The sequence below is a fragment of the Plantibacter sp. ME-Dv--P-095 genome, assembly GCF_030209365.1.
Taxonomy (GTDB): Bacteria; Actinomycetota; Actinomycetes; order Actinomycetales; family Microbacteriaceae; genus Plantibacter.
This window is the reverse complement of sequence record NZ_JARVSB010000006.1, coordinates 213,855-233,486: the sequence shown is the minus strand read 5'-3', so window position 1 is coordinate 233,486 and position 19,632 is coordinate 213,855. Positions and strand designations below refer to the sequence as shown.

Genomic DNA, 19,632 nt, shown 5'->3' with positions numbered 1-19,632 from the left:
CGGATCGGCCTACGCGGTCGGTGATCCCGTCGGAGCTGTGACCGCGAGCCGTCTGGCCTCGGCGATCACCCGGGCGCTCGCGAACGGCACCGTTGCCGGGGCTCCCGCGGCGTCGAACACCTCGATGTCCGACGCCGACGGCCCGGCTGGTGACCAACCCGGCGAACCGCCCCGGATGAAGGCGACGGCGGCGCCGTGGAGGCGGTCCGCCAACTCCTGCGGTGCGGCGGGACCGGCGACCCGCGTGACGTCCGGGTCGTCGAGGAGGTCGAAGAAGAAGGGGACGTCGAGACAGTGCTCGGCGATGCCGCTGACCGCCGACGGCCACACGAAGTCGGAGACCCAGGTCTCGGCGTCACTGCGCGCCGCCGCCCAACGGATGATGCGCTCACGGAACATGACGTCGCTGATGAAGCGGCCGGCGATGAGGCTGGTGGGCTCGCCGACCTGCGTCGCGACGTATGCGTCGGCGAGCGATTCCGGAGCCCCCATGAGGTGCACGGCACGGGCCGGCGGTACGGCGTCGAAGTCGTCCGGCCGCCCGGTGAAGAAACCCGCGAACTCCTCACGGGTCGCGCTGACGAGCAGGGGCTTGTCGGCCCCGCGTCCTGCGGCCAGGCCGGCGTCGACCGTGTCCACGAGGAGTTCGCCGTCGACCACCGGTCCGAGGCCCAGGCGGCCGTCCATGGTCGTCATCCCGCGGAGGATCGACTCCGCGTCGCGAGGCCCGCCGGCGGTCGCCTCGAACGCCTGCGCCTCGATGAGGGCGGTCTCCGGCACGCTCGCGAAGCCGGCGGCCGTCGGCGCGACCCCGAGGTGGGCGGCGAGACGCTCGGTCAGCGAGCGGGCCTGCTCGAGCGGCACGTCCCCGGGGACGCCGGACAGCGAGATCGCCCGGTGGAACAGCTGCCGGGCGGCAGGCGTGGTGAGCAGGGTCATCACCGAGCCACCGCCGGCGGACTGGCCGGCGATCGTCACGCGTCGCGGATCGCCGCCGAAGGCCTGGATGTTGTCACGGACCCATTCGAGGGCGAGGATCCAGTCGAGGACCCCGCGGTTCGCCGGGGCGTCGGGCAGCCAGCCGAAGCCGTCGAAGCCGAGTCGGTACGAGATCGACACGGTGACGACGCCGTCGCGGTTGAACGAGCGGCCGTCGTACCAGGGGCTGGCGGGCGAACCCGCGATGAAGCCGCCGCCGTGGATCCAGACGAGGACCGGGAGTCCGGTGCCGTCCGATGCGGGCGAGGGGTCCGGGGTGAAGACGTCGACGTTGAGGGTCGACTCGCCGGGGATGGACGGCTCGGGGATCGTCGTGATCTCGGCCATGGTCTTCCGCTGCGGCGTCGCGCCGTGCGTGGTGGCGTCACGCACGCCCTCCCATGGGCCGGTCGGCTCCGGCGCCTGGAAGCGGCGGGCGCCGAACGGGGGGTCGGCGAACGGGATGCCGAGGAAGGCGGACGAGCCGTCTGGCCGACGAATGCCGCGGACGGCACCGGCGAGCGTGTCGACGACGGGGTACGTCGAGCTGGTGTCGGGCGTCATCGGCAGATCCTCCGGGTGCTCGTCCGGCACGATATGCGACGAACGTCGGGCGGTGATCTGCTCAGTATGCCGCTCCGGACCCGAATCCCGTCCAACGCCCGGGGTTCACCCAGCCACCTGTCGGGGAGGCCAGCGCGGTGCTGCCGCGCGAGCGCGCCCCACACGCGTGAGCGCGGGTCTCTGGAGACCCGCGCTCACGTCCGATGCACCGCGCTCGGCTCAGCGCACCGCGCTGGCCGAACCCGAGGGTGCGGGGTGGGGAGGGGTTACGCGACGATCGCTGCGCGGAGCTCGGCGGCGGAAGCAGCCGGGTCGTCGGCCGAGTAGATGGCTCCACCGGCGACGGCGACCTGCGCACCGGCCTGCTGGACCGAGGCGATCGTCGAGGCGTTGACGCCACCGGCGACCGAGAACGGCACGGCAGCGGCCTCACCGTCGGAGAGGAGCGTCTGGAAGGTGAAGCCCTCCTCCGCCTGCTCGTCGAGACCGGCGTGCATCTCGACGAAGGCGGCACCGAGAGCGGTGACCTCCTTGGCGCGCGCGACCTTGTCGGCGACGCCGATGAGGTCGACGACGACGGACTTGCCGTGCGCCTTCGCCGCCTTCACCGCGCCGACGATGGTGCTGTCGCCGGCGGTGCCGAGCACCGTGACGATGTCCGCACCGGCCGAGAACGCGATGTCGGCTTCGAGCTCGCCGGCGTCCATGGTCTTGAGGTCGGCGAAGACGATCTTGTCGGGGTGGGCGTCCTTGATCGCGGTGACGGCGCGGAGACCCTCGGCCTTGATCAGCGGGGTGCCGAGCTCGAGGATGTCGACGTAGGGCGCGACCTTCCCGGCGAGTTCGAGGGCTGCCTCGGTGGTGAGGACGTCCATGGCTACCTGGAGCTTCATGTGGTGCTGCTTTCTGTCGTGAGGGGAGACGACCGACGTCCGTCGGTCGCGTGGGGAGTGGATGGGGCGGACTATTCGAGGTTCGCGTGGCGCGGCCACAGCTCTTCCGCGCTGACCCCGGCGGACTGCCAGAGCGCGTGGAAGATCGCGTCGCCGAGGAGCATGACCGACTGCTCGAAGAGCCCGCCGGAGTACTGCACCGACCGCGTGCCGCCGTGGTCGGTCTTCTGGGCGGCGGGCACGACGACGACCACGGAGGCGAGCTCGGCCAGTTCGGAGTCGGCGTCGGTCGTGATGGCGATGACGCCGGCACCGACGGACGCCGCCGTCGAGGCAGCCCGGACGATGCCCGTCGTCGTGCCCGAGCCGCTGGCGACGAGCAGGACGTCGCCCGCGGCGATCGCCGGCGTCGTGGTCTCACCGACGACGTGGACCGTGCGTCCGAGGTGCATGAGCCGCATGGCGGTCATCCGCAGCGCCAGACCGGAACGACCGGCACCGAGGACGAAGATCCGCTCGGCATCCTGGAGCCGCGTGAGGGTCTCGGCGAACGGCGCCGCATCGGCGGAGAGCAGCGTCGTGACGGTGCGGTGCAGTTCCGTGTCGATGGCGGCGAGCGCGCCCTGTACGGTCGTCGGCGGACGCTGCGGGTCGGTTCCGGGCTGGTGATCGGGGGGCGTCGTACTCGGCATCCATCCATCCTGTCGTCGAACGGGTAGGTACACCGCTGGTCAGGCGGACGGTTTCCCCTACCCGAACGGGTGGGTCGGACGGGCTGGGGTAGGGTTCGACGATGGACGGACACCGAGACACCTACCCGATCGAACTGCTGCAGGGGATGGCCGTCGTCGCGTCCAGCTCGCTGCTCCGCATCGCCGGCGCCCTCCGGGCGGTCCTCGAACCCGTCGTCCAGCACTCAGCCCTCGTCATCTTCACCGAGGACTGCACCGGGCGTCCGCGCAAGAAGGCCGGCGACCCGTCGATCGTCGAGGGTGTCACCATCGCCGAGTTGGACGCCGTCCGGCAGCGTACGCCGCGTCGGCGGGACGCTTCAGCGCACGCGGCGCCCACCGACCGCCCGACGACCGCCGTCATCGCCGGAGCGGAACGGCCCATCGCTGCCTGGCTGGCCGACACCGGGGCGCTCCTCGTCCTGACCGACCCCCGAGGACCGATCGATGACGCCCTCATCGGCGCGCTCTGGGAGATCGTCGCGGCCGAGATCCGGCAGCAGGTCACCACCGCGGCTCCCGACTACCTCCGAGACTCGCGCGCCGCATCGAGCGAGCGGGCGGATGCGATCGCCGAGCTGACCGACGCCCACGCGACGACCCTCGAGTCGATCCTCGCCGTCACCCGCTCGCGGCAGACCACGGCGGAGGACGCCCGCCGGGCGGTCACGGAGATCGCTTCGGCGGCCATGGTCCAGCTCCGCGCCGTCTCCGACCGCGACCGCCAGCTCGCCTCGGAGCCCGTCGCGCAGGCGTTCGCGCGCCTGAAGGACGACCTCCGTCCGCTCGCCCGGTTCGGCGGACCGGAGGTGCAGTTCATCGAGCCTCCCGTCGACGGCCGGGCGCTCCCGGGCGAGGTCGCGCACGCCGGACGGGCCATCGTCCGCGGGACGGTACTGGCGCTCGTGGAGCAGTCGACCGTCGGACGGGTGCGGGTGCAGTGGGACTGCGACGGCAGCAACCTCCTCATCGGCATCCGCGACGACGGCCCGGGCGAGCTGACGATCGACACCCCGAGCGTGCAGCAGCTCGGGGCGCGCGTGACGGCGTTGCGTGGCGATCTGCAGGTGCAGGCGACGCCCGGCTGGGGATCCGAACTCCACGTGTCACTCCCCCTCGACCCACCTCCCACCGCGCAGAGCCGTTCCGGTGCAGCGGCGGCGCTGACGGAACGCGAGTGGAGTGTGGCCGAGCTGGCCGCCGGCGGCGCCCGGAACCGTGCGATCGCCGAAGCCCTCACCATCAGCGAGAACACGGTGAAGTTCCACGTCGCCAACGTACTGCGGAAGCTCGGTGTCGCGAGTCGCGTCGAGTTGGCCGCCGCCCTGTCCTCCGGCCGCTGACCGCCCGCCCGATCATCACCGCTCAGCGGCACGGCGCGCTCAGTCGAGCGCGAGCACCCGGCCCGTTCCGACGCCCTCGACGGCCTTGACGAAGGCGAGGCCGACCACCTCGGAGGAGACCGGGAGGAAGCCGGGGAAGGTGTCGTGGTACCCGGGGGCGTCGGCGAGGACCGTCGGGCTGACGGCGTTGATGCGGATGCCGCGAGGCAGTTCGACGGCGGCGCCGATCACGAACGACTCGAGCGCACCGTTGGCCATCGACGCGGCGGCACCGCTCGCGATCGCCTCCCGGGCGAGGATGCCCGTGGTGAGGGTGAACGATCCGCCGTCACGGACGAACGGGGTCCCGATCCGCACGACGTCGAGCTGGCTCAACACCTTGCCGAGGAACGCGGCACGGTAGTCGTCGCGGGTGAGGGCGTCGAGCGGCTTGAACGGCACGGACCCGACGGCGACGATCACGGCGTCGACCTCACCGACCTCCGCGAACAGCGCTTCGATCGAGGCCTCGTCCGTCGTGTCCACCGCTGGCGACGTCGACCGCGACACCGCGATCACCTCGTGCCGGTCGCCCAGCGCGGCCTCCGCCGCTCGTCCGATGTGTCCACTCGCGCCGATCAACAGGATTCTCATGCGAGCGACGCTAGCACCGGGCTCCGACGCCGGTCCCGTCAGTTGGCGTCGTCCATCCCGGTGACGTGGACGGCGTAGCCGTTGCACCCGGCCCGCGTCCAGTCGTAGGCGTCCCCGAGCGGGGTGTCCCCGTACTGTGCCAATTCGGCGGCCGGACTGTCGTCGGAGAGGATCATCCCGCGCGTCGGGTCGGCCAGCGCGCGGTCGTTCGTCCACGCGTACCAGAACCCCTGATCCGCCATGCATTTCGCGGTGATCTGCCGCTGCTTCTCCCAGATCCCGGTGCTCGGCTCACCCCGGTCGTCGGTCGGCGGGATCACGACGTCGGCCGGGTCGGTGGTGGCGTCGAACCATCCCTCTGGGGTTCTCGAGTAGTCGACGCCGGCCGCGGGTGACTCGGGTGCTCCGGGGTCCTGCGTCGGGTCGGCGGGGACCACGGGCTCGACGGGTGGCAGCTCGTCGAGGGACGCCGCCGCTTCTGCCACCGCCTCCATCGACCGAGCGTCGTCGGCCGCTGCTCGGGCGTTGGTGACACCGACGAACACCCCTCCGGCCACGACCGCGAGCACGCCGCTCATCGCGATGCCGAGTCCGATCCGACGACGGATCGCGCCGGCCGGCCTTGGAGTGGTCGACTCCTCGATCCCGTCCTGCGTCATGCCGACTCCCCCTGCATCCGTCCGGACCCGCCGGCGTCCCGCCCGACCACCCGTCGACCACCCGGCCACCACCACACGGCGGCACCGATGAAGCCGAGCGCTGCACCGACACCGATGGACAGGCTCAGCACCCACCAGGGTTCGAGACCGCCGCTGTGGGACGTCAGCCGGGAGATCAGGAGGACGCCTGTCGCGCTGACGCGGTACAGGATGTCGCCGGCGAGCAGGCCGACGAGCGCGGCGGCCGGGGCCAGCACGGCCGATCCGAGCCATCGTGACCGCTGACGCAACGCGAGCAGGAGGCCGACCACGGCCAGCAGTGCGGCGAGCGCCACGCCGACCGCTCCGATCGGCGCTTCGACGACGTCCCCGATCCAGAGCGCGCGGACCACGCGGACGAGGAGGAAGACCGCGGCTGCGGCGACCATGACGCCGCCGGTCAGGACGAGGGCGGTGAGGACGTTCCCGGTACGTCTCGTCCCGAGCGACACGGGGTCCAGGCCGCGGCCGGCGCGGAGCTGTCCGGAGCGCCAGGACAGGTCGTGCGGGATGCCGCGGACGGCGCGCAGCAGGATGTCGCGGCGCAGTCGCGTCGGTGGGATCCCCTCGGCATCGGCCCAGACGGCGTGCTCGTGGAGGTCGGAGGCGATCTCGTCCCGACGCTCGCCGGCCACTTCGGGCACGAGGTCGCGGGTGTACCAACCGCACCAGCCGAGCACCCGCCGCGAGGCCGTGCGGTACTGGGGCGTCCGGAGGGCGCTCACGCGATGACCCCCGGCGTCTGCGACCAGGCGGCGCCGGCCGGGCGTGCGCTGGCCGCCGCCTCGCTCGCGAGCCGGGCGTGCTCCCGGTCGCGGGCGGTCGCGCCTTCGCCCGTGACCTTGTAGAGCCGGCGGCGTGGCCTGCCCTCCCCCTCGGCGATCGCGGGGTCCTCCCAGCTCGCCTCGATGAGGCCGGCCTCGGTCATGCGGGACAGCGCCTTGTACAGCGTGCCGTGGGCGGTGAGGCCGCCGTCGCCACCCGCGGCAAGCTGCTTGGCGAGCGCGAACCCGTAGAAGCTGCCGTCCGCGGACTGCAGCACCGTGCCGACGTCGAGGATGTCGAGCTCGAGCGGGAAGAGCGTGCCGGGTCGTCTGCGTGCCATGCGATCACTCTAGGAAGATAGGTTCCCAATCGCAAGCGGAGCGACGCCGCAGTGCAGCCGAAGCGCGGCCGAGCCTCCGTCAGCTGCCGTCGCGGAGGTCCGACGGCGGCTCGTCGCCGAGCACGATGTCGTCGAAGCGTGCCGTGCACGGCGGCCCGACCGGCGCCTGCGACAGGAAGCCCACCTGGACCGGCGCGTCGGTGTGGAGTCGGAACAGTCGGACGAAGTCCCAGCGCACGCCGTCGGTCGAGCTGTGGAACGCCCACGCCTCGCCCAGCCGGCTGACGCGCATCCACACCGCGTCGTCGTCGACGGGCGTCGAGTTCACGTCGTCCGACCAGGTGTTGGTCACGACGCTGACCACCATCGCCTGCCCCTGCGGCGACTGCTCGAAGCAGAGTTTCGCCCAGTGGTCGCCGTCCACCCAGAGCGCGATGGCCCCGGCGTCGAAGGTGCTGCGCTCGCTCACGACGGCGATGCGGGCCGACAACGTGAACCGCTCGGGCGCTGCGAACGCGAGCGCCGTCGCCCCGAGCTCCTGCGGGCCGCCGCGGGAGCTGTTGCTCCAGTCCACCTGCGCGGCGGAGGTCATCGTCAGCGCTCCGGCGTCGGCGTCGTAGTCGGCGTGGCCGGTGGTCGAGGTCCAGGTGAGGTCGGGAAGCCCGGCGATGCGGGTCACGTCGGTGTGCATGCTGCGACCCTATCGGTGAGGGGTCAGGACGCGCCGGGGACGTCGACGACCCGTTCGTCTCCCACCGTGACCGCGAGCGAGCCGTTGGAGGCCGACGCGATGTCCGCCTCGAGCCGCGCGAGATTGGCCGGCGGCACCCACAGTTCCAACTCGGCCCGAGCCGCGTACCGCGTCTCACCGAGCGTCGCACCGTTGCTCTGGGCCCAGTCCCGGAGCAGGTGGTCGTAGCGACCGGCGTCGGCGTGGGGCACGACGAGGGTCGCCTGGGTGAGGGTCTCTCGGCGCACGATCGTCGCGAGGTCGAGCGTCTCGGATGCCGCTGAGGAGTAGGCGCGCACGAGGCCGCCGGCACCGAGCTTGACGCCCCCGAAGTACCTCGTGACGACCACGACGACGTCGGTCAGCTCCCGTCGGCGCAGGACCTCGAGGATGGGCATGCCGGCGGTACCGGACGGTTCGCCGTCGTCGGAGGACCTCGCCTGGTCACCGAGCGGCCCGGTGACCATCGCGACGCAGTGGTGCCGGGCATCCCAGGCATGCTTCTTCACGCGGGCGATGACCTGCTCGGCGTCGTCCGGGGAGGAGACCGGGTGCGCGAGCCCGATGAACCGCGACTTCTTGATGACGAGCTCATGCTCGACCGGCGCCGCGATCGTCGACGGGTACTGCCGCACGGTGGTCATCCTGTCGAGCGTACCGAGCGCGTCGCCGCGCTACGGCCGGAGCGCGTCGTCGACGGGCCTGGCCTGCACGTGCCCGCGGACGAAGACGAGCCCGACGACGGCCACGAGCATGATGACGAGGTTGGCGGGGCCGGCGATCGTCAGGAAGACGTTCTGCCCGGCCGCCGCACCCGCGTGGTCGATGCCACCGGTGGAGAGGAAGAGGGTCGGGTCGAAGAGGGCGTGGAGCAGCATCGGCCAGACGAGGTTGCCGGTCGCGCGGAGCGTCAGGTACATGCACACGCCGAACCCGAAGGTGTAGACGACGGTGACGAGCACGGTGGTGACCGGTTGGCCGGACAGCAGGTTGGCGGAGTGGAGCAACGCGAACACCAGCGAGGAGATCACCATCACGATCCACTCGGAGCTTCCGGCGTCGCGGAGCATCTTCACGACGATGCCGCGGGTGAGGAGTTCCTCGGCGAACCCGATGAAGATCCCGGAGAGCATCGCGACCGCGACCACGGAGCCCTGGTAGCTGCCGTAGTCGATGCCGAGGAGTCGGAGGACGATGGCGGCGAGGATCAGAGCGGGCGCGACCCACATCCACCAACGACCGCGGATCGGCTGCCGGGCGAACAGCTCACGGAACCAACCGACGGAGAGGACGAAGGCCGTGAGCAGGAGCGACCCGACGATGAGCGGCAGCATGAGTCCGAAGAACACGCTCTGCGGTGTCGCGAAGAGGTCCGCCCCGATCTGGTCGCCGAACACCAGCTCGATGAGCCGGCCCGCCCCGAGGTAGAGCGCCAGGTAGACGACGGCCAGCACGAACGAGCGCCAGACGCCACCCTTCGCCCAGAAGTCGTGCCATCCCCGGGTCGTCAGTGTCCGCTGACCTCGCCGATCGCCCACTCGTCCGCCCTCCCGCCACGTCGGTACGCCTCACGCACCTGCTCGAACCGTACTGGAGCGCGGCGCTCGGCGCACGGCGCGCCGCCGATCAGGGGCTTGCACCGCCCATGGGAGCCGCGTAACCTACAACCAAATGGTTGTACAAACTGACGCAGGACCGGAGCTGGCCGCCGACGAGGTGGACCGCCTCTTCCACGCGCTCGCCGACGCGACCCGACGGGACATCCTCACGAGGGTGCTCGCCAGGGAGCAGTCGGTGACGGCACTCGCCGAGCAGTACGAGATGTCGTTCGCCGCTGTCCAGAAGCACGTCGCCGTCCTCGAACGGGCTGCACTCGTGATGAAGGAACGACGCGGCCGGCAGCAGATCGTGCACGGCGACGTCACGACCGTGCACCGATCTGCCCGCCTCCTGGACGCCTACGCGGACGTCTGGAACCAACGGGCGCTGCGCATCGGAGCGATCCTCGCCGAGGACGGACCGGAGCGCGGCGACACACCCAACACCCCCTGACACACCGACCGGAAGCAGGACTGGACCATGAGTACGCTCACCGCCGAGAAGGACCTCGACCAGCTCACCTTGACCTTCGTCGCCGAGTTCGACGCACCGCCGACGCGTGTCTGGGAGATCTGGGAGGACCCGCGTCAGCTGGAGCGCTGGTGGGGACCGCCGACCTGGCCGGCCACGTTCACGCGGCACGCCCTGACCCCGGGGTCCGAGTCCGCGTATTTCATGACCGGGCCGGACGGCGAGCGCGCGCACGGCTGGTGGGAGATCACCGCGGTCCGGGCGCCCGACTCCCTGAGCTACGAGGACGGGTTCGCGGATGAACACGGCGCACGCCAGGAGGGCATGGGCGTCATACACGCCACCGTCACGCTCGAGGCCCTCGGGACCGGCACGCGCATGACCATCGAGAACCGCTTCGACAGCCTCGAACAGCTCGAGCAGCTGCTGGCGATGGGCATGGAGGAGGGCATGGGACAGGCGATGGGCCAGATCGACGCCCTTCTCGCGGCGTAGACCGCCGGACACCGAACCCGCTGGCTACCCACCGCCCGCCGCTCCCGGTCACGGGGACGGCGGGCGGTGCGGTCGGTTCAGCTCGGGGCGCGGCCGGTGGCGTACGCGCGAGCGGCCATACGCTCGATGAACGAATCGGGACGGGTCACTGTCAGATTGCAGCCTCAGCCGTCGCCGCGTCGATTCGGCGAATGAAGTCGTTCGCCCACACTGCGGCAGCCTCGGCATCCGGCAGGACCTCGACCCCGTCTGCAGCCGTTTCGTACAACGTGTCCCAGTCGGCGTTCACGACGACGAGAGGCGGCCATTCGTGCCCGCCGCGGTAGGCGAACAGTCGCGTGCACGTCTCGCGCACCAGTTCCAAGTCGAGGTCTTCCTCGCGATCGAGGAGCTGCAAGTCGATGAGGTCGTGTGCGCGCTGGCTGTCGACCCCGGTCGCTGCGTGGAGCTTCTGCGCGATCTGATGGTCGCTGCGCATCACGTGGACCGGCTCCGGGCGGGGAAGTCCGACCGCTTCGAACAGGGCCGCGAGGTCGTCCGAGAGCACGATCTCGGGCTCGTCGGCGTCACCGATCTCGTTGTGACCGAGCTCGAACGTGACGGTGCACCACGGCCTGCCCCGATAATCGAGTTTCACGTCGAACGGCTGCATGACGTATGTCGCTGGAACCCCGGCCGGTTTCGGTGGCGTGCGCTCGATGAGTCGCCCGGTGAATCCCGCCCACCCGTTGCGCAACCGTTCCTCGAACTCGCTGACGAACTCCGCCAGGGTGCCCGGTCGCGCAGCATCGAGATCCCTCGTGAATCGGGTGGCCCGACCGTATCGGAGCGCCATCGCGCTCCCACCCTTGATGGCCCCGGCTGGAAGCATCTGACCGACCACGACGAGCGCCATCGCAACGGTACGCCTGTTCACCAGCCCGTCGTCGCCTTCGAGGTTCGCGACCCGCTGCCGGAGTGAACGGAGGCTCGGCGGGACACTGTCGTACGTCATACGTCCAGCGCCGTTCGCACGCGCGCGAGCTCCGCGGTCGTCAGGTAGCCCTCCGCACGCGCTTGGTCGGCGGCTTCACGGAGCCGACCAGTCTGGACACGCCCCCGGCATTCGAGGAGCGCATCCACGACGGGCTGCGCCGCGATGCCCTCGTACATCGTCGGCCTCGCATCCGCAGGAGCCCGGGTGATGGCGATACGAGCTGGGACGGCGCGCCGCGTCCGCCGAGGAGTTGCGACGCTGATGGTCTTCGGGTTCACGTCTGCGAGTCCGAGAAGCGCAAGAACCGTCTCCCCGCGCAGGAACGCACCCTCTCCTGCGCGCAGCGTCGCCTCCGCGTATTCGTCCAACGGGGTGTGCGGGATGGTCTCGTCGCGGTACAACCCGTACGCGATGTGCGCGAACCTGTTGCGTGTAGCGAGCTTCACCAACTCAACCTTCGGGACACCGGCGTCCTCCGCATCACGGGTGGTCACATACCCGTAATTGTCGGCTGCGATCTCATGCACGACATCTCGATAGGTTCCCTGCGACATGTCAAAACTATACCATTATCAGTATACTTTTGCCGCGCTGCACTGGACATCGTCGACGCACCGCCCACCGCCCGCCGCTCCCGGTTACGGGGACGGCGGGCGGTGCGGCCTGCTCAGCCGACGCCGTTGAGCACGGACGAGGTGAACGCGACCGCCCGCTGCTGCAGGGTCGCGATCCGCTCCTGTCGGGCGGCCTCGGCGTCGAATCCGACGTAGGCGAGCGGCGGCAGCTTGCGCACGTTGGCCGAGCACTGGAACTCGGCGCACACGAGCGTGCCGACCGTGTCACCGTTCTTCCCGGCCTGGCCGGCACGCTTCGCGCTGTAGAAGACGACGTCGTTGCTGAGGGTCACGTCCTGGCACCAGGCGCACTGCGGCCGGGTCCGTGGCATGGCGTCGGCCTGCCGGAGGAGGATGCCGACGGGTGCTCCGTCGACGACCGTCACGACATACGCGCGCCGCGGCAGCTTCTTGTCGCGCCACCCGAGGAAATCGCGGACCTCGAAGTCGATCGTCTCGAGCTCGGCGGGCAGTGACACGTCACTCACCTCCTTGCGCGAGGCGTTGACGAAGGAGGCTCTGATCTGGGAGTCGTTCAGGGGGATCATGTGGTTCACCGGTTTCGGCTGGGCCGTCGGAGCGACGGCGGAGAGACCCTCCGGGCGCCTGGGCACCGCAGCGGGCATGTCGGGTGCGCGACCCCGTCGGCGGCTCGGATGAGCGCGCTGGACGGGGCCGACGTCCTCACCGTGCGGGTGAGGTGATCGACCGGATGGACCGTGCTCTCGGGCCGGCGTTGGGGACGCCGACGACCTCCAGACGCCCGACACGGGGCGGAGCGATGATCAGGGACACACACGCACTGTATCAAGCGACGGCGCGCCTGCTCCCCCGTCGTTCCCGTCCTCGACGCTCAGCGCGCGGCAGGATGGACGCATGACCCTCGACGTCGCACGACTCCGGACCGCGTTCCCCTCACTCGCCTCGGGCATCGCCCACTTCGACGGCCCGGGCGGCACGCAGACACCGCTCGCGGTGGGGCAGGCGATCCTCGACACGCTCACCGGCCCGCTCTCGAACCGCGGGACGTCGGTCGCCTCGGAGCGCCGCTCCGACGACGCGGTCACCGCCTTCCGAGCCGCCTGCGCCGACCTCCTCGCCGCCGACCCGCGCGGGATCGTCTTCGGACGCAGCGCGACCCAGCTCACCTACGACTTCGCGAAGCACCTGTCCCGCGACTGGTCGGCGGGTGACGAGGTCGTGGTGTCCCGCCTCGACCACGACGCGAACGTCCGGCCCTGGATCCAGGCCGCGGAACACGCCGGGGCGACCGTCCGGTGGATCGAACTCGACGCCGCGACGGGCGAGCTCGACCTCGACTCGCTCGACGCGGCCCTCAGCGAGCGCACCCGCCTCGTCGCCGTGACGGCCGCGTCGAACCTCATCGGCACGATCCCGCCCGTGCGCACCATCGCCGACCGGGCGCACGCGGCAGGCGCGCTCGTCTGGGTGGACGGTGTCCACTACACGGCGCACCACGTCGTCGACGTCGAGGCACTCGCCGCCGACTTCTTCGTCTGCTCGCCGTACAAGTTCTTCGGCCCGCACTGCGGCGTCCTGGCCGCATCGCCGACGCTCCTCGAGTCGATCCACCCCGACAAGCTGCAGCCGTCGACGAACGTCGTGCCGGAGCGCTTCGAGTTCGGCACCCTGCCCTACGAGCTGCTGGCCGGCGTGACCGCGGCGATCGGGGTGCTCGCCACGATCGACCCCGGTGCCGCCGAGAACCGACGCGACCGCCTGGTCGCCTCCGCCGCATCCGTCCACGAGCGGGAGCTCGCGCTGCGCAGCCGCATCGAGGAGGAACTCGCCGCCCTCGCCCCCGCCGTCGAGCTGCACTCCCGGGCCGCGGAGCGCACGGCGACCCTGTTCATGACCTTCCCCGGTCGACGTTCGGCGGACGTCTCGGCCTTCCTCGCAGCCCGCGACGTGCTCGCACCGTCGGGCTCGTTCTACGCGGTCGAACCCTTCGCGGCGCTCGGCCTCGACGACGTCGGCGGCCTGCGCGTCGGCGTCGCCCCGTACACCTCGGACGAGGACGTCGACCGTCTGCTGAACGGCGTCAGGGCGTTCCTCGCGAGCTGACCCGTCGCGGGTCAGGAACGCTTGGTGGTCTCCCGTCGCAGCACGACGAACCCGGCGACCATCACGACCGCCCCGAGGACGAGGGTGATGATCCGGAAGAACCCGAAGTCGTTGACGCCGAAGATGAGCGGTCCGGCGAAGAGGAACGTGGCGCCGACGAAGTACCAGACGGCGGTGGAACCCCCGCTGGACGACGTGGGCTCCGACGACGTGGGCTCCGACGACGCGGGGCCGGCCACCGGCACCTCGTCTCGTTCCGGTCCCGGTTCGGGCTGGGTCGATCCGGTCATGGTTCGCTCCGATCCGCCACGCTGTCGGTGGTGCACGTGGCATCCGTCGACACGCTACGCCGAGCCGCACCGACCGGAATCCCCCACGCGACGGAGATCAGGCCTCGCTGGCGAACATCCGCCCGTCGGGGTCGAGTCGCGTCAGGAGGGCCGCGGAGATCGCGCCGAGCTGCTCGACCTGCTCGGCGCTGAGCGCGTCGAGCACCAGGGAGCGGACGTTGCCGACGTGCCCGGGCGCTGCCTGGACGACCTTGTCCCATCCGGCGTCGGTGAGCGTCACGTTCGTCGCGCGCCGGTCCTCCAGCACCGGTGAGCGTGCGATGAAGCCCTCCCCCTCGAGGCGGGTCAGCACCCGCGAGAGACGAGGGAGCGTCGCGTTCGTCCGCGCGGCCAGCGCCGAGGTGCGGAGCGTGCGCTCGGGGGCCTCGGACAACATCGCGAGGGTGAAGTAGTCGAAGTGGGTGAGGTGTTCGTCCCGCGTCAGCTGCAGATCGAGGGCAGCGGGGAGGAGCTCGAGGACGGCCGCGAACCGCACCCAGTCCCGCTGCTCCGCGTCGCTCAGCCAGCGGGTGTCCGTCATGGTCCCAGCGTAATGCTTGCCGCTACAACGAAGACCCCGCGATCGGGCCGTGCGGGCGCCGCCCCGGAGGAGGACGATGGACCCATGACCTTCCGCGCCCTCGCCCCCGGCCAGCGTTCCCGAATCCTCCTCGGCGGCCTCTCCGATGCGGAGCCGGAGGTCCTGTTCGAGACGGACGAGCTCCTCATCGAGGCGCCGAACTGGTCCCTCGACGGGAGCACGCTGGTCCTCAACGGCAACGGCCGGCTGTGGTCGCTGAGCGTGGAGGACCCCGGTGCGGGCCTGACCCGGATCGAGTTCGCGGGCCTGCCGGAGCTCAACAACGACCACGTGCTCGACCCCGACGGCGAGCACATCCTCCTCTCCGCCATGGACGGCCACATCTACCGCGGGGCCCTCACCGGCGGCTCCGTCACGAAGCTCACCGCCGACGACGGCAGCTGGCACTTCCTGCACGGCGTCTCGCCCGACGGCGCGCGCATCGCCTACGTGGAACTCGAGGGCTTCGAGCACCCCGGGCGACTCGCGGTCGCCCCGGCGGTCGAGGGCGGCGGCCCGGTCACGGTCCTCGACACCGGTGACGGGCATCTCGACGGTCCGGAGTGGTCGCCCGACGGCCGATGGCTGTTGTGCAACACCGAGCACTTCGGCACGGAGCCCGGTCACGCGCAGCTCGCCCGCATCCCCGACGGCGGGGGCACCCTCGAACACCTCGTGGCGAGCGACACCGTCGACTGGTTCCCGCACCTCTCCCCCGACGCCCGCCTCGCCGCGTACATCGCGTTCCCCGCCGGGACGATCGGGCACCCGGCCGACCTCGACGTCGAGGTCCGCCTCGTCTCGACCGACGACTGGGCGACCCCGCTCCGCCGGTACCCGGTGTTCGGCGGCCAGGGCACGATCAACGTGAACAGCTGGGCCCCCGACAGCACCCGCTTCGCGTTCGTCGCCTACCCGACCGCGCCCTGACCGTCGCCACTGGGTACTGTCGAGAGGTGACCGATGCCAGAAGCGCCCATTCGCAGACGCTCTCGCGCGGCATCCGCATCCTCGAGGTCCTCGCCGACGCCCGGGCACCACTGACGATCGACGAGCTGAGCACGGCGCTCAGCCTCCACCGCAGCGTCACCTACCGGCTGCTGCGCACCCTGGAGGACCATCGGCTCGTCGTTCGCGACACCGCCGGTCGGATCGCCCTCGGCTCCCGACTGGCCGCCCTCGCCGCCGGCGTCTCCCACGACCTGCAGGCAGCCGCCCTCCCGGAGTTGACGGCCGTCGCCAACGAACTCGGCATGACCTGCTTCCTCACGGTGCTCGACGGCGACGAGATCGTCACGCTCGTCAGCGTCGAACCGCGCCACACACTGGGGTCGATCGCGCAGCGGCCGGGCACCCGACACCCGATCGGTGTGGGCGCGCCGGGCAAGGCGATCGCCTCGCGGCTACCGCTCGCACAGTGGCCCGACACCCTCGACGACGCACATCGCGCCGAGCTGACCGACGTCGGCGAGCGGGGCTGGGCATCGAGCCACGACGAGGTCATCACGGGCCTCCGTGCCGTCGCCGTCCCGCTCGCCGTGCACGGGTCGCCGGCCGCGGCCCTCGCCGTCGTCTACGTCGCGAGCAGCCGCCCCGAAACCGAGATCGCGGCCCGCCTCATCGAGGGGGCCGCGACCATCGCGTCGTCGGTCTGAGCCCGGCTACATCCGCGTGCCGTACACCTGGCCGCGACCCTGCTGCTCCTCGGCCTCGCCACCGAGCGGGATGCCAGTGCGGTCGCGGAGGAGCAGCGTGGCTGCGAACGCGATGACGATCATGCCCGCGATGTAGAACGCGACGCTCGTCGCCGAGCCGGTGAGCTGCACGAGCCAGGTCGCGATCGTGGGCGCGAACGCACCGCCGAGGATCGCACCGATCGCGTAGGTGACCGAGACGCCGGTGTACCGGATGGACGCGGGGAACAGTTCGGCGAAGTACGCCGCCTGGGGCCCGTAGGTGAAGCCGTTGCCGATCGTGAACAGCGCCAGTCCGAGGAACAGGAGGACCGGGTTGCCCGTGTTCACGAGGGGGAAGAGCACGAACACGGTGGCGAGGAACGCGACCCAGCCGATGATGTACGTGTTGCGTCGCCCGATGCGGTCCGACAACGAGCCGGCGAACCAAGTGACGATCAGCCAGACCACGGCCGAACCGGTGACCGCGAGGAGGACCGGTGTGCGTTCCATCCCGACGAGGCCGCCGTCGGCGAGGGGCGTGGTCGCGTAGTTCTGGATGTAGCCGCCGGTGGTCATGTACCCGGCGGCGTTGTTGCCCGCGAAGGTGAGGGCGGCGAGCAGGACGAGCAGCCAGTGGTGACGGAACAGCTCGACGATGGGGACGCGGCGACGCTCCTTGTTCCGCGCGAGGGCGACGAAGACGGGGCTCTCGTCGACCTTGCGGCGCACGACGTAGCCGACGATGATCAGCACGAAGCTCAGCAGGAACGGGACCCGCCAGCCCCACTCGAGGAACGCGGCCCCGGGCGAGATCACGCCGGTCATGAGCGCGAGCATGCCGGACGCGAGCAGCAGCCCGATGGGCACGCCGATCTGAGGGAACGCGCCGAACCGCCCACGCCGGCCGGTCGGCGCGTGTTCGACGGCCATGAGGACCGCACCACCCCACTCGCCACCGGTGGACAGCCCCTGGAGGATGCGGAGGAAGACGAGCAGTGCCGGCGCGAGGATGCCGATCTGGTCGTAGGTGGGCAGCAGACCGATCAGGGTCGTCGCCGCGCCCATGAGGAAGAGCGTGATGACGAGCATGCGCTTGCGCCCGATGCGGTCACCGAAGTGGCCGGCGACGAACGCCCCGAGCGGACGGAACAGGAAGCTGACACCGACGGTCGCGAACGACAGCAGGAGCGCCGCCTGCGGACCGGCCGGTTGGAAGAAGAGCTGCGAGAAGACGAGTCCGGCGGCACTCGCGTAGAGGAAGAAGTCGTACCACTCGACCGTGGTGCCGATGACGGTGGCGAAGGCCACCCGGCGGAGTTCCGCGGGCGTCGTCGCCCGCGCCAGAGATGCGGTTGTCATTGTCTCGAGACCCCTTTGTCCGTCGCGACCCACCGTTGGGCCGCCAGAATGTACACCACATCGTATACAATCGTGGGGAACGCGCAAGAGGCAGTCGATGACGACGCACCGTATCGTGATCGCAGACCGCAGTCGACGCAGATGAGGACGGGACCGATGCAGGATCACGAACGCCGGGCGATCGCCGCCGAACTCGCCGCCGCCCACGACGACCGGAGCATCATCCCGCTCCTCACCGCCCGCCATCCCGACATGGACGTCGAGGACTCCTACGCGATACAGGCACTGTGGGCGGAGAGCCGGATCGCCGCCGGACACCGCGTCGTCGGCCACAAGATCGGCCTCACCTCCAAGGCGATGCAGCAGGCCACCGGCATCACCGAACCCGACTACGGCGTGATCTTCGACGACCAGGTGTTCGACTCCGGCGCCACGCTCGACTTCGACGCGTACTCCAACGTGCGGGTGGAGGTCGAGCTCGCCTTCGTCCTCGGCCGCCCGCTCCAGGGCCCCGGCTGCTCGATCTTCGAGGTGCTCGACGCGACCGACTACGTCGTCCCGGCGCTCGAGGTCCTCAATTCGCACATCGAGCTCGAGGGCCGCACGATCGTCGACACGATCGCCGACAACGCGGCACTCGGGGCGATGGTGCTGGGTGGCACGCCGGTCCGACCCGACGCGATCGACCCCCGCTGGGTCTCGGCGCTCCTCTACCGCAACCAGACGATCGAGGAATCGGGCGTCGCTGGAGCCGTCCTCGGGCACCCGGCGCTCGGCGTCTCGTGGCTGGCGGGCAAGCTCGCCCAGCACGGCGGCAGCCTCGCAGCCGGGGAGATCGTCCTCGCCGGCTCCTTCACGAGACCGATGTGGGTCGAGCGCGGCGACACCGTGCACGCCGAGTACCAGGGACTGGGAGCCGTGACATGCCGATTCGAATGACCCTGCCGCCGACCTTCGGCGAGCGCCTGCGGACCGCCGACCGCCCCCTGGTGGGCATGTGGGTGGTGTCGGGGAGTCCGGTCGCTGCGGAGATCGCCGCGGGCAGCGGCCTCGACCTGCTCCTCATCGACGGCGAGCACTCCGCGAACACGCTCGAGAGCATCCAGCTGCAGCTGCAGCTCGTCGCGGCATTCCCGGTGTGCCCGCTCGTGCGGGTGCCGTTCGGCGATCCCGTCGTGATCAAGCAGGTCCTCGACCTCGGAGCCCAGAACCTCATCGTGCCCATGGTCGAGTCCGCCGCTCAGGCCACCGAGCTCGTCCGGGCCGTGCGCTACCCACCACAGGGCGTCCGCGGGGTCGGTAGCGCCTTGGCCCGATCGTCCCGCTGGAACCGGGTGGACGACTATCTGTCACTGGCGAACGGATCCGTGTCGCTGACGGTGCAGATCGAGTCGGCGTCCGCGGTCGAACACGCGGCCGAGATTCTCGCGGTGGACGGTGTGGACGCGGTGTTCGTGGGACCGGCCGACCTCTCGGCCTCCATGGGCCTCCTCGGCCAGCAGGGGCATCCGACGGTGATCGCGGCCGTCGAGCGCGTCCTCGACGCCGCTGCCGCTGCCGGGAAGCCGGCCGGCGTGAACGCCTTCGACCCCGTCGTGGCGGAGCACTACCTCGACCACGGCGCGTCGTTCGTCCTCGTCGGGGCCGACGTCTCGCTGCTCGCGCGAGCCTCGGAGGGCTTGGCCGAGCGGTTCATCGACGGCCGTCGTGCCGCCCCGCGTGGCGACGGCTACTGACCCTTTCCGAATCCATCGGGATCGTATATGATTCCGT

At 70.8% G+C, this 19,632-nt stretch carries 24 protein-coding genes; 8 read left to right on the top strand and 16 right to left on the bottom strand.

All coding sequences use genetic code 11. The annotated features are described in order from the left end of the window. Positions 1–9 precede the first annotated feature (9 nt). The 3 genes from QRN26_RS09470 to hxlB form a co-directional block, all read right to left on the bottom strand. On the bottom strand, positions 10–1,542 hold the full coding sequence (locus QRN26_RS09470) for a carboxylesterase/lipase family protein (RefSeq protein WP_285036357.1): 1,533 nt from the start codon (positions 1,540–1,542) through the stop codon (positions 10–12). A 266-nt stretch (positions 1,543–1,808) separates the two neighbouring features. Continuing rightward, a complete protein-coding gene (gene hxlA / locus QRN26_RS09465; protein WP_056779385.1) occupies positions 1,809–2,435 on the bottom strand; it encodes a 3-hexulose-6-phosphate synthase in 627 nt (208 codons plus the stop codon). Positions 2,436–2,506: 71 nt separating this feature from the next. After that, positions 2,507–3,127: a 6-phospho-3-hexuloisomerase gene (hxlB, locus tag QRN26_RS09460; protein ID WP_285036356.1), complete on the bottom strand. Its 621-nt coding sequence runs from the start codon at positions 3,125–3,127 to the stop codon at positions 2,507–2,509. A gap of 101 nt (positions 3,128–3,228) precedes the next feature. On the opposite strand from hxlB, the gene QRN26_RS09455 reads away from it, so the two are divergent. Next, positions 3,229–4,509 (top strand): helix-turn-helix transcriptional regulator, encoded by a 1,281-nt coding sequence (locus tag QRN26_RS09455; protein WP_285036355.1) that lies wholly within the window; start codon positions 3,229–3,231, stop codon positions 4,507–4,509. Positions 4,510–4,548: 39 nt separating this feature from the next. On the opposite strand, the gene QRN26_RS09450 is transcribed toward QRN26_RS09455, so the two are convergent. The 7 genes from QRN26_RS09450 to QRN26_RS09420 form a co-directional block, all read right to left on the bottom strand. Beyond that, a complete protein-coding gene (locus tag QRN26_RS09450; RefSeq protein WP_285036354.1) occupies positions 4,549–5,142 on the bottom strand; it encodes a short chain dehydrogenase in 594 nt (197 codons plus the stop codon). 38 nt (positions 5,143–5,180) lie between these two features. Further along, on the bottom strand, positions 5,181–5,801 hold the full coding sequence (locus QRN26_RS09445; protein WP_285036353.1) for a hypothetical protein: 621 nt from the start codon (positions 5,799–5,801) through the stop codon (positions 5,181–5,183). Beyond that, complete coding sequence (locus QRN26_RS09440) at positions 5,798–6,565, bottom strand: hypothetical protein (RefSeq protein ID WP_285036352.1); 768 nt, start codon at positions 6,563–6,565, stop codon at positions 5,798–5,800. The genes QRN26_RS09445 and QRN26_RS09440 overlap by 4 nt, the downstream gene beginning before the upstream one ends. Continuing rightward, a complete protein-coding gene (locus tag QRN26_RS09435; protein ID WP_285036351.1) occupies positions 6,562–6,945 on the bottom strand; it encodes a PadR family transcriptional regulator in 384 nt (127 codons plus the stop codon). The genes QRN26_RS09440 and QRN26_RS09435 overlap by 4 nt, the downstream gene beginning before the upstream one ends. A 79-nt stretch (positions 6,946–7,024) precedes the next feature. Next, positions 7,025–7,636 (bottom strand): DUF1349 domain-containing protein, encoded by a 612-nt coding sequence (locus QRN26_RS09430; protein WP_056779407.1) that lies wholly within the window; start codon positions 7,634–7,636, stop codon positions 7,025–7,027. Between the two features lie 23 nt (positions 7,637–7,659). After that, entirely contained in the window at positions 7,660–8,319 is a 660-nt protein-coding gene (locus tag QRN26_RS09425) for a YigZ family protein (RefSeq protein WP_285036350.1), read from the bottom strand. 30 nt (positions 8,320–8,349) lie between these two features. Further along, entirely contained in the window at positions 8,350–9,213 is an 864-nt protein-coding gene (locus tag QRN26_RS09420; protein WP_285036349.1) for a CPBP family intramembrane glutamic endopeptidase, read from the bottom strand. Positions 9,214–9,346: 133 nt separating this feature from the next. Here QRN26_RS09420 and QRN26_RS09415 point away from each other — a divergent pair, with 133 nt between their 5' ends. Together QRN26_RS09415 and QRN26_RS09410 are read left to right on the top strand one after the other, a co-directional pair. Further along, positions 9,347–9,727 carry an ArsR/SmtB family transcription factor gene (locus QRN26_RS09415; RefSeq protein WP_285036348.1) on the top strand — a complete coding sequence of 127 codons (381 nt, stop codon included), beginning with the start codon at positions 9,347–9,349 and terminating at the stop codon, positions 9,725–9,727. A gap of 27 nt (positions 9,728–9,754) precedes the next feature. After that, positions 9,755–10,240, top strand: a complete 486-nt coding sequence (locus QRN26_RS09410; protein WP_285036347.1) for an SRPBCC family protein — start codon at positions 9,755–9,757, stop codon at positions 10,238–10,240. A gap of 151 nt (positions 10,241–10,391) precedes the next feature. Here the strand turns inward: QRN26_RS09410 and QRN26_RS09405 are convergent, their stop codons facing one another. The 3 genes from QRN26_RS09405 to QRN26_RS09395 all read right to left on the bottom strand — a co-directional run bounded on the left by QRN26_RS09405 (position 10,392) and on the right by QRN26_RS09395 (position 12,378). Then, complete coding sequence (locus QRN26_RS09405; protein WP_285036346.1) at positions 10,392–11,234, bottom strand: nucleotidyl transferase AbiEii/AbiGii toxin family protein; 843 nt, start codon at positions 11,232–11,234, stop codon at positions 10,392–10,394. Continuing rightward, the gene (locus QRN26_RS09400; RefSeq protein ID WP_285036345.1) at positions 11,231–11,770 is read right to left on the bottom strand and encodes a hypothetical protein; all 540 of its coding nucleotides are present in this window, start codon (positions 11,768–11,770) and stop codon (positions 11,231–11,233) included. The genes QRN26_RS09405 and QRN26_RS09400 overlap by 4 nt, the downstream gene beginning before the upstream one ends. 113 nt (positions 11,771–11,883) lie before the next feature. Then, positions 11,884–12,378 (bottom strand): FBP domain-containing protein, encoded by a 495-nt coding sequence (locus tag QRN26_RS09395; protein ID WP_285036344.1) that lies wholly within the window; start codon positions 12,376–12,378, stop codon positions 11,884–11,886. 328 nt (positions 12,379–12,706) lie between these two features. Between QRN26_RS09395 and QRN26_RS09390 the strand changes: the two genes are divergently transcribed. Then, a complete protein-coding gene (locus QRN26_RS09390) occupies positions 12,707–13,915 on the top strand; it encodes a cysteine desulfurase-like protein (RefSeq protein ID WP_285036343.1) in 1,209 nt (402 codons plus the stop codon). Between the two features lie 11 nt (positions 13,916–13,926). Here QRN26_RS09390 and QRN26_RS09385 read toward each other — a convergent pair whose 3' ends face one another. Continuing rightward, positions 13,927–14,205, bottom strand: coding sequence for a hypothetical protein (locus tag QRN26_RS09385; protein WP_285036342.1), 279 nt, complete (start codon positions 14,203–14,205; stop codon positions 13,927–13,929). A gap of 97 nt (positions 14,206–14,302) precedes the next feature. Continuing rightward, positions 14,303–14,785, bottom strand: coding sequence for a MarR family winged helix-turn-helix transcriptional regulator (locus QRN26_RS09380; RefSeq protein WP_056009170.1), 483 nt, complete (start codon positions 14,783–14,785; stop codon positions 14,303–14,305). An 84-nt stretch (positions 14,786–14,869) separates the two neighbouring features. Here QRN26_RS09380 and QRN26_RS09375 point away from each other — a divergent pair, with 84 nt between their 5' ends. Together QRN26_RS09375 and QRN26_RS09370 are read left to right on the top strand one after the other, a co-directional pair. After that, positions 14,870–15,754 carry a TolB family protein gene (locus QRN26_RS09375; protein ID WP_285036341.1) on the top strand — a complete coding sequence of 295 codons (885 nt, stop codon included), beginning with the start codon at positions 14,870–14,872 and terminating at the stop codon, positions 15,752–15,754. Between the two features lie 26 nt (positions 15,755–15,780). After that, the gene (locus QRN26_RS09370) at positions 15,781–16,479 is read left to right on the top strand and encodes an IclR family transcriptional regulator (protein ID WP_285036340.1); all 699 of its coding nucleotides are present in this window, start codon (positions 15,781–15,783) and stop codon (positions 16,477–16,479) included. A gap of 6 nt (positions 16,480–16,485) precedes the next feature. On the opposite strand, the gene QRN26_RS09365 is transcribed toward QRN26_RS09370, so the two are convergent. Continuing rightward, positions 16,486–17,859 (bottom strand): MFS transporter, encoded by a 1,374-nt coding sequence (locus tag QRN26_RS09365; RefSeq protein WP_056779436.1) that lies wholly within the window; start codon positions 17,857–17,859, stop codon positions 16,486–16,488. A gap of 156 nt (positions 17,860–18,015) precedes the next feature. Between QRN26_RS09365 and QRN26_RS09360 the strand changes: the two genes are divergently transcribed. Both QRN26_RS09360 and QRN26_RS09355 read left to right on the top strand, forming a co-directional pair. Then, a complete protein-coding gene (locus QRN26_RS09360) occupies positions 18,016–18,798 on the top strand; it encodes a 2-keto-4-pentenoate hydratase (protein WP_285036339.1) in 783 nt (260 codons plus the stop codon). Beyond that, entirely contained in the window at positions 18,783–19,595 is an 813-nt protein-coding gene (locus tag QRN26_RS09355) for an HpcH/HpaI aldolase family protein (RefSeq protein WP_285036338.1), read from the top strand. Before QRN26_RS09360 ends, QRN26_RS09355 begins: the two co-directional genes overlap by 16 nt. Positions 19,596–19,632: the final 37 nt, after the last annotated feature.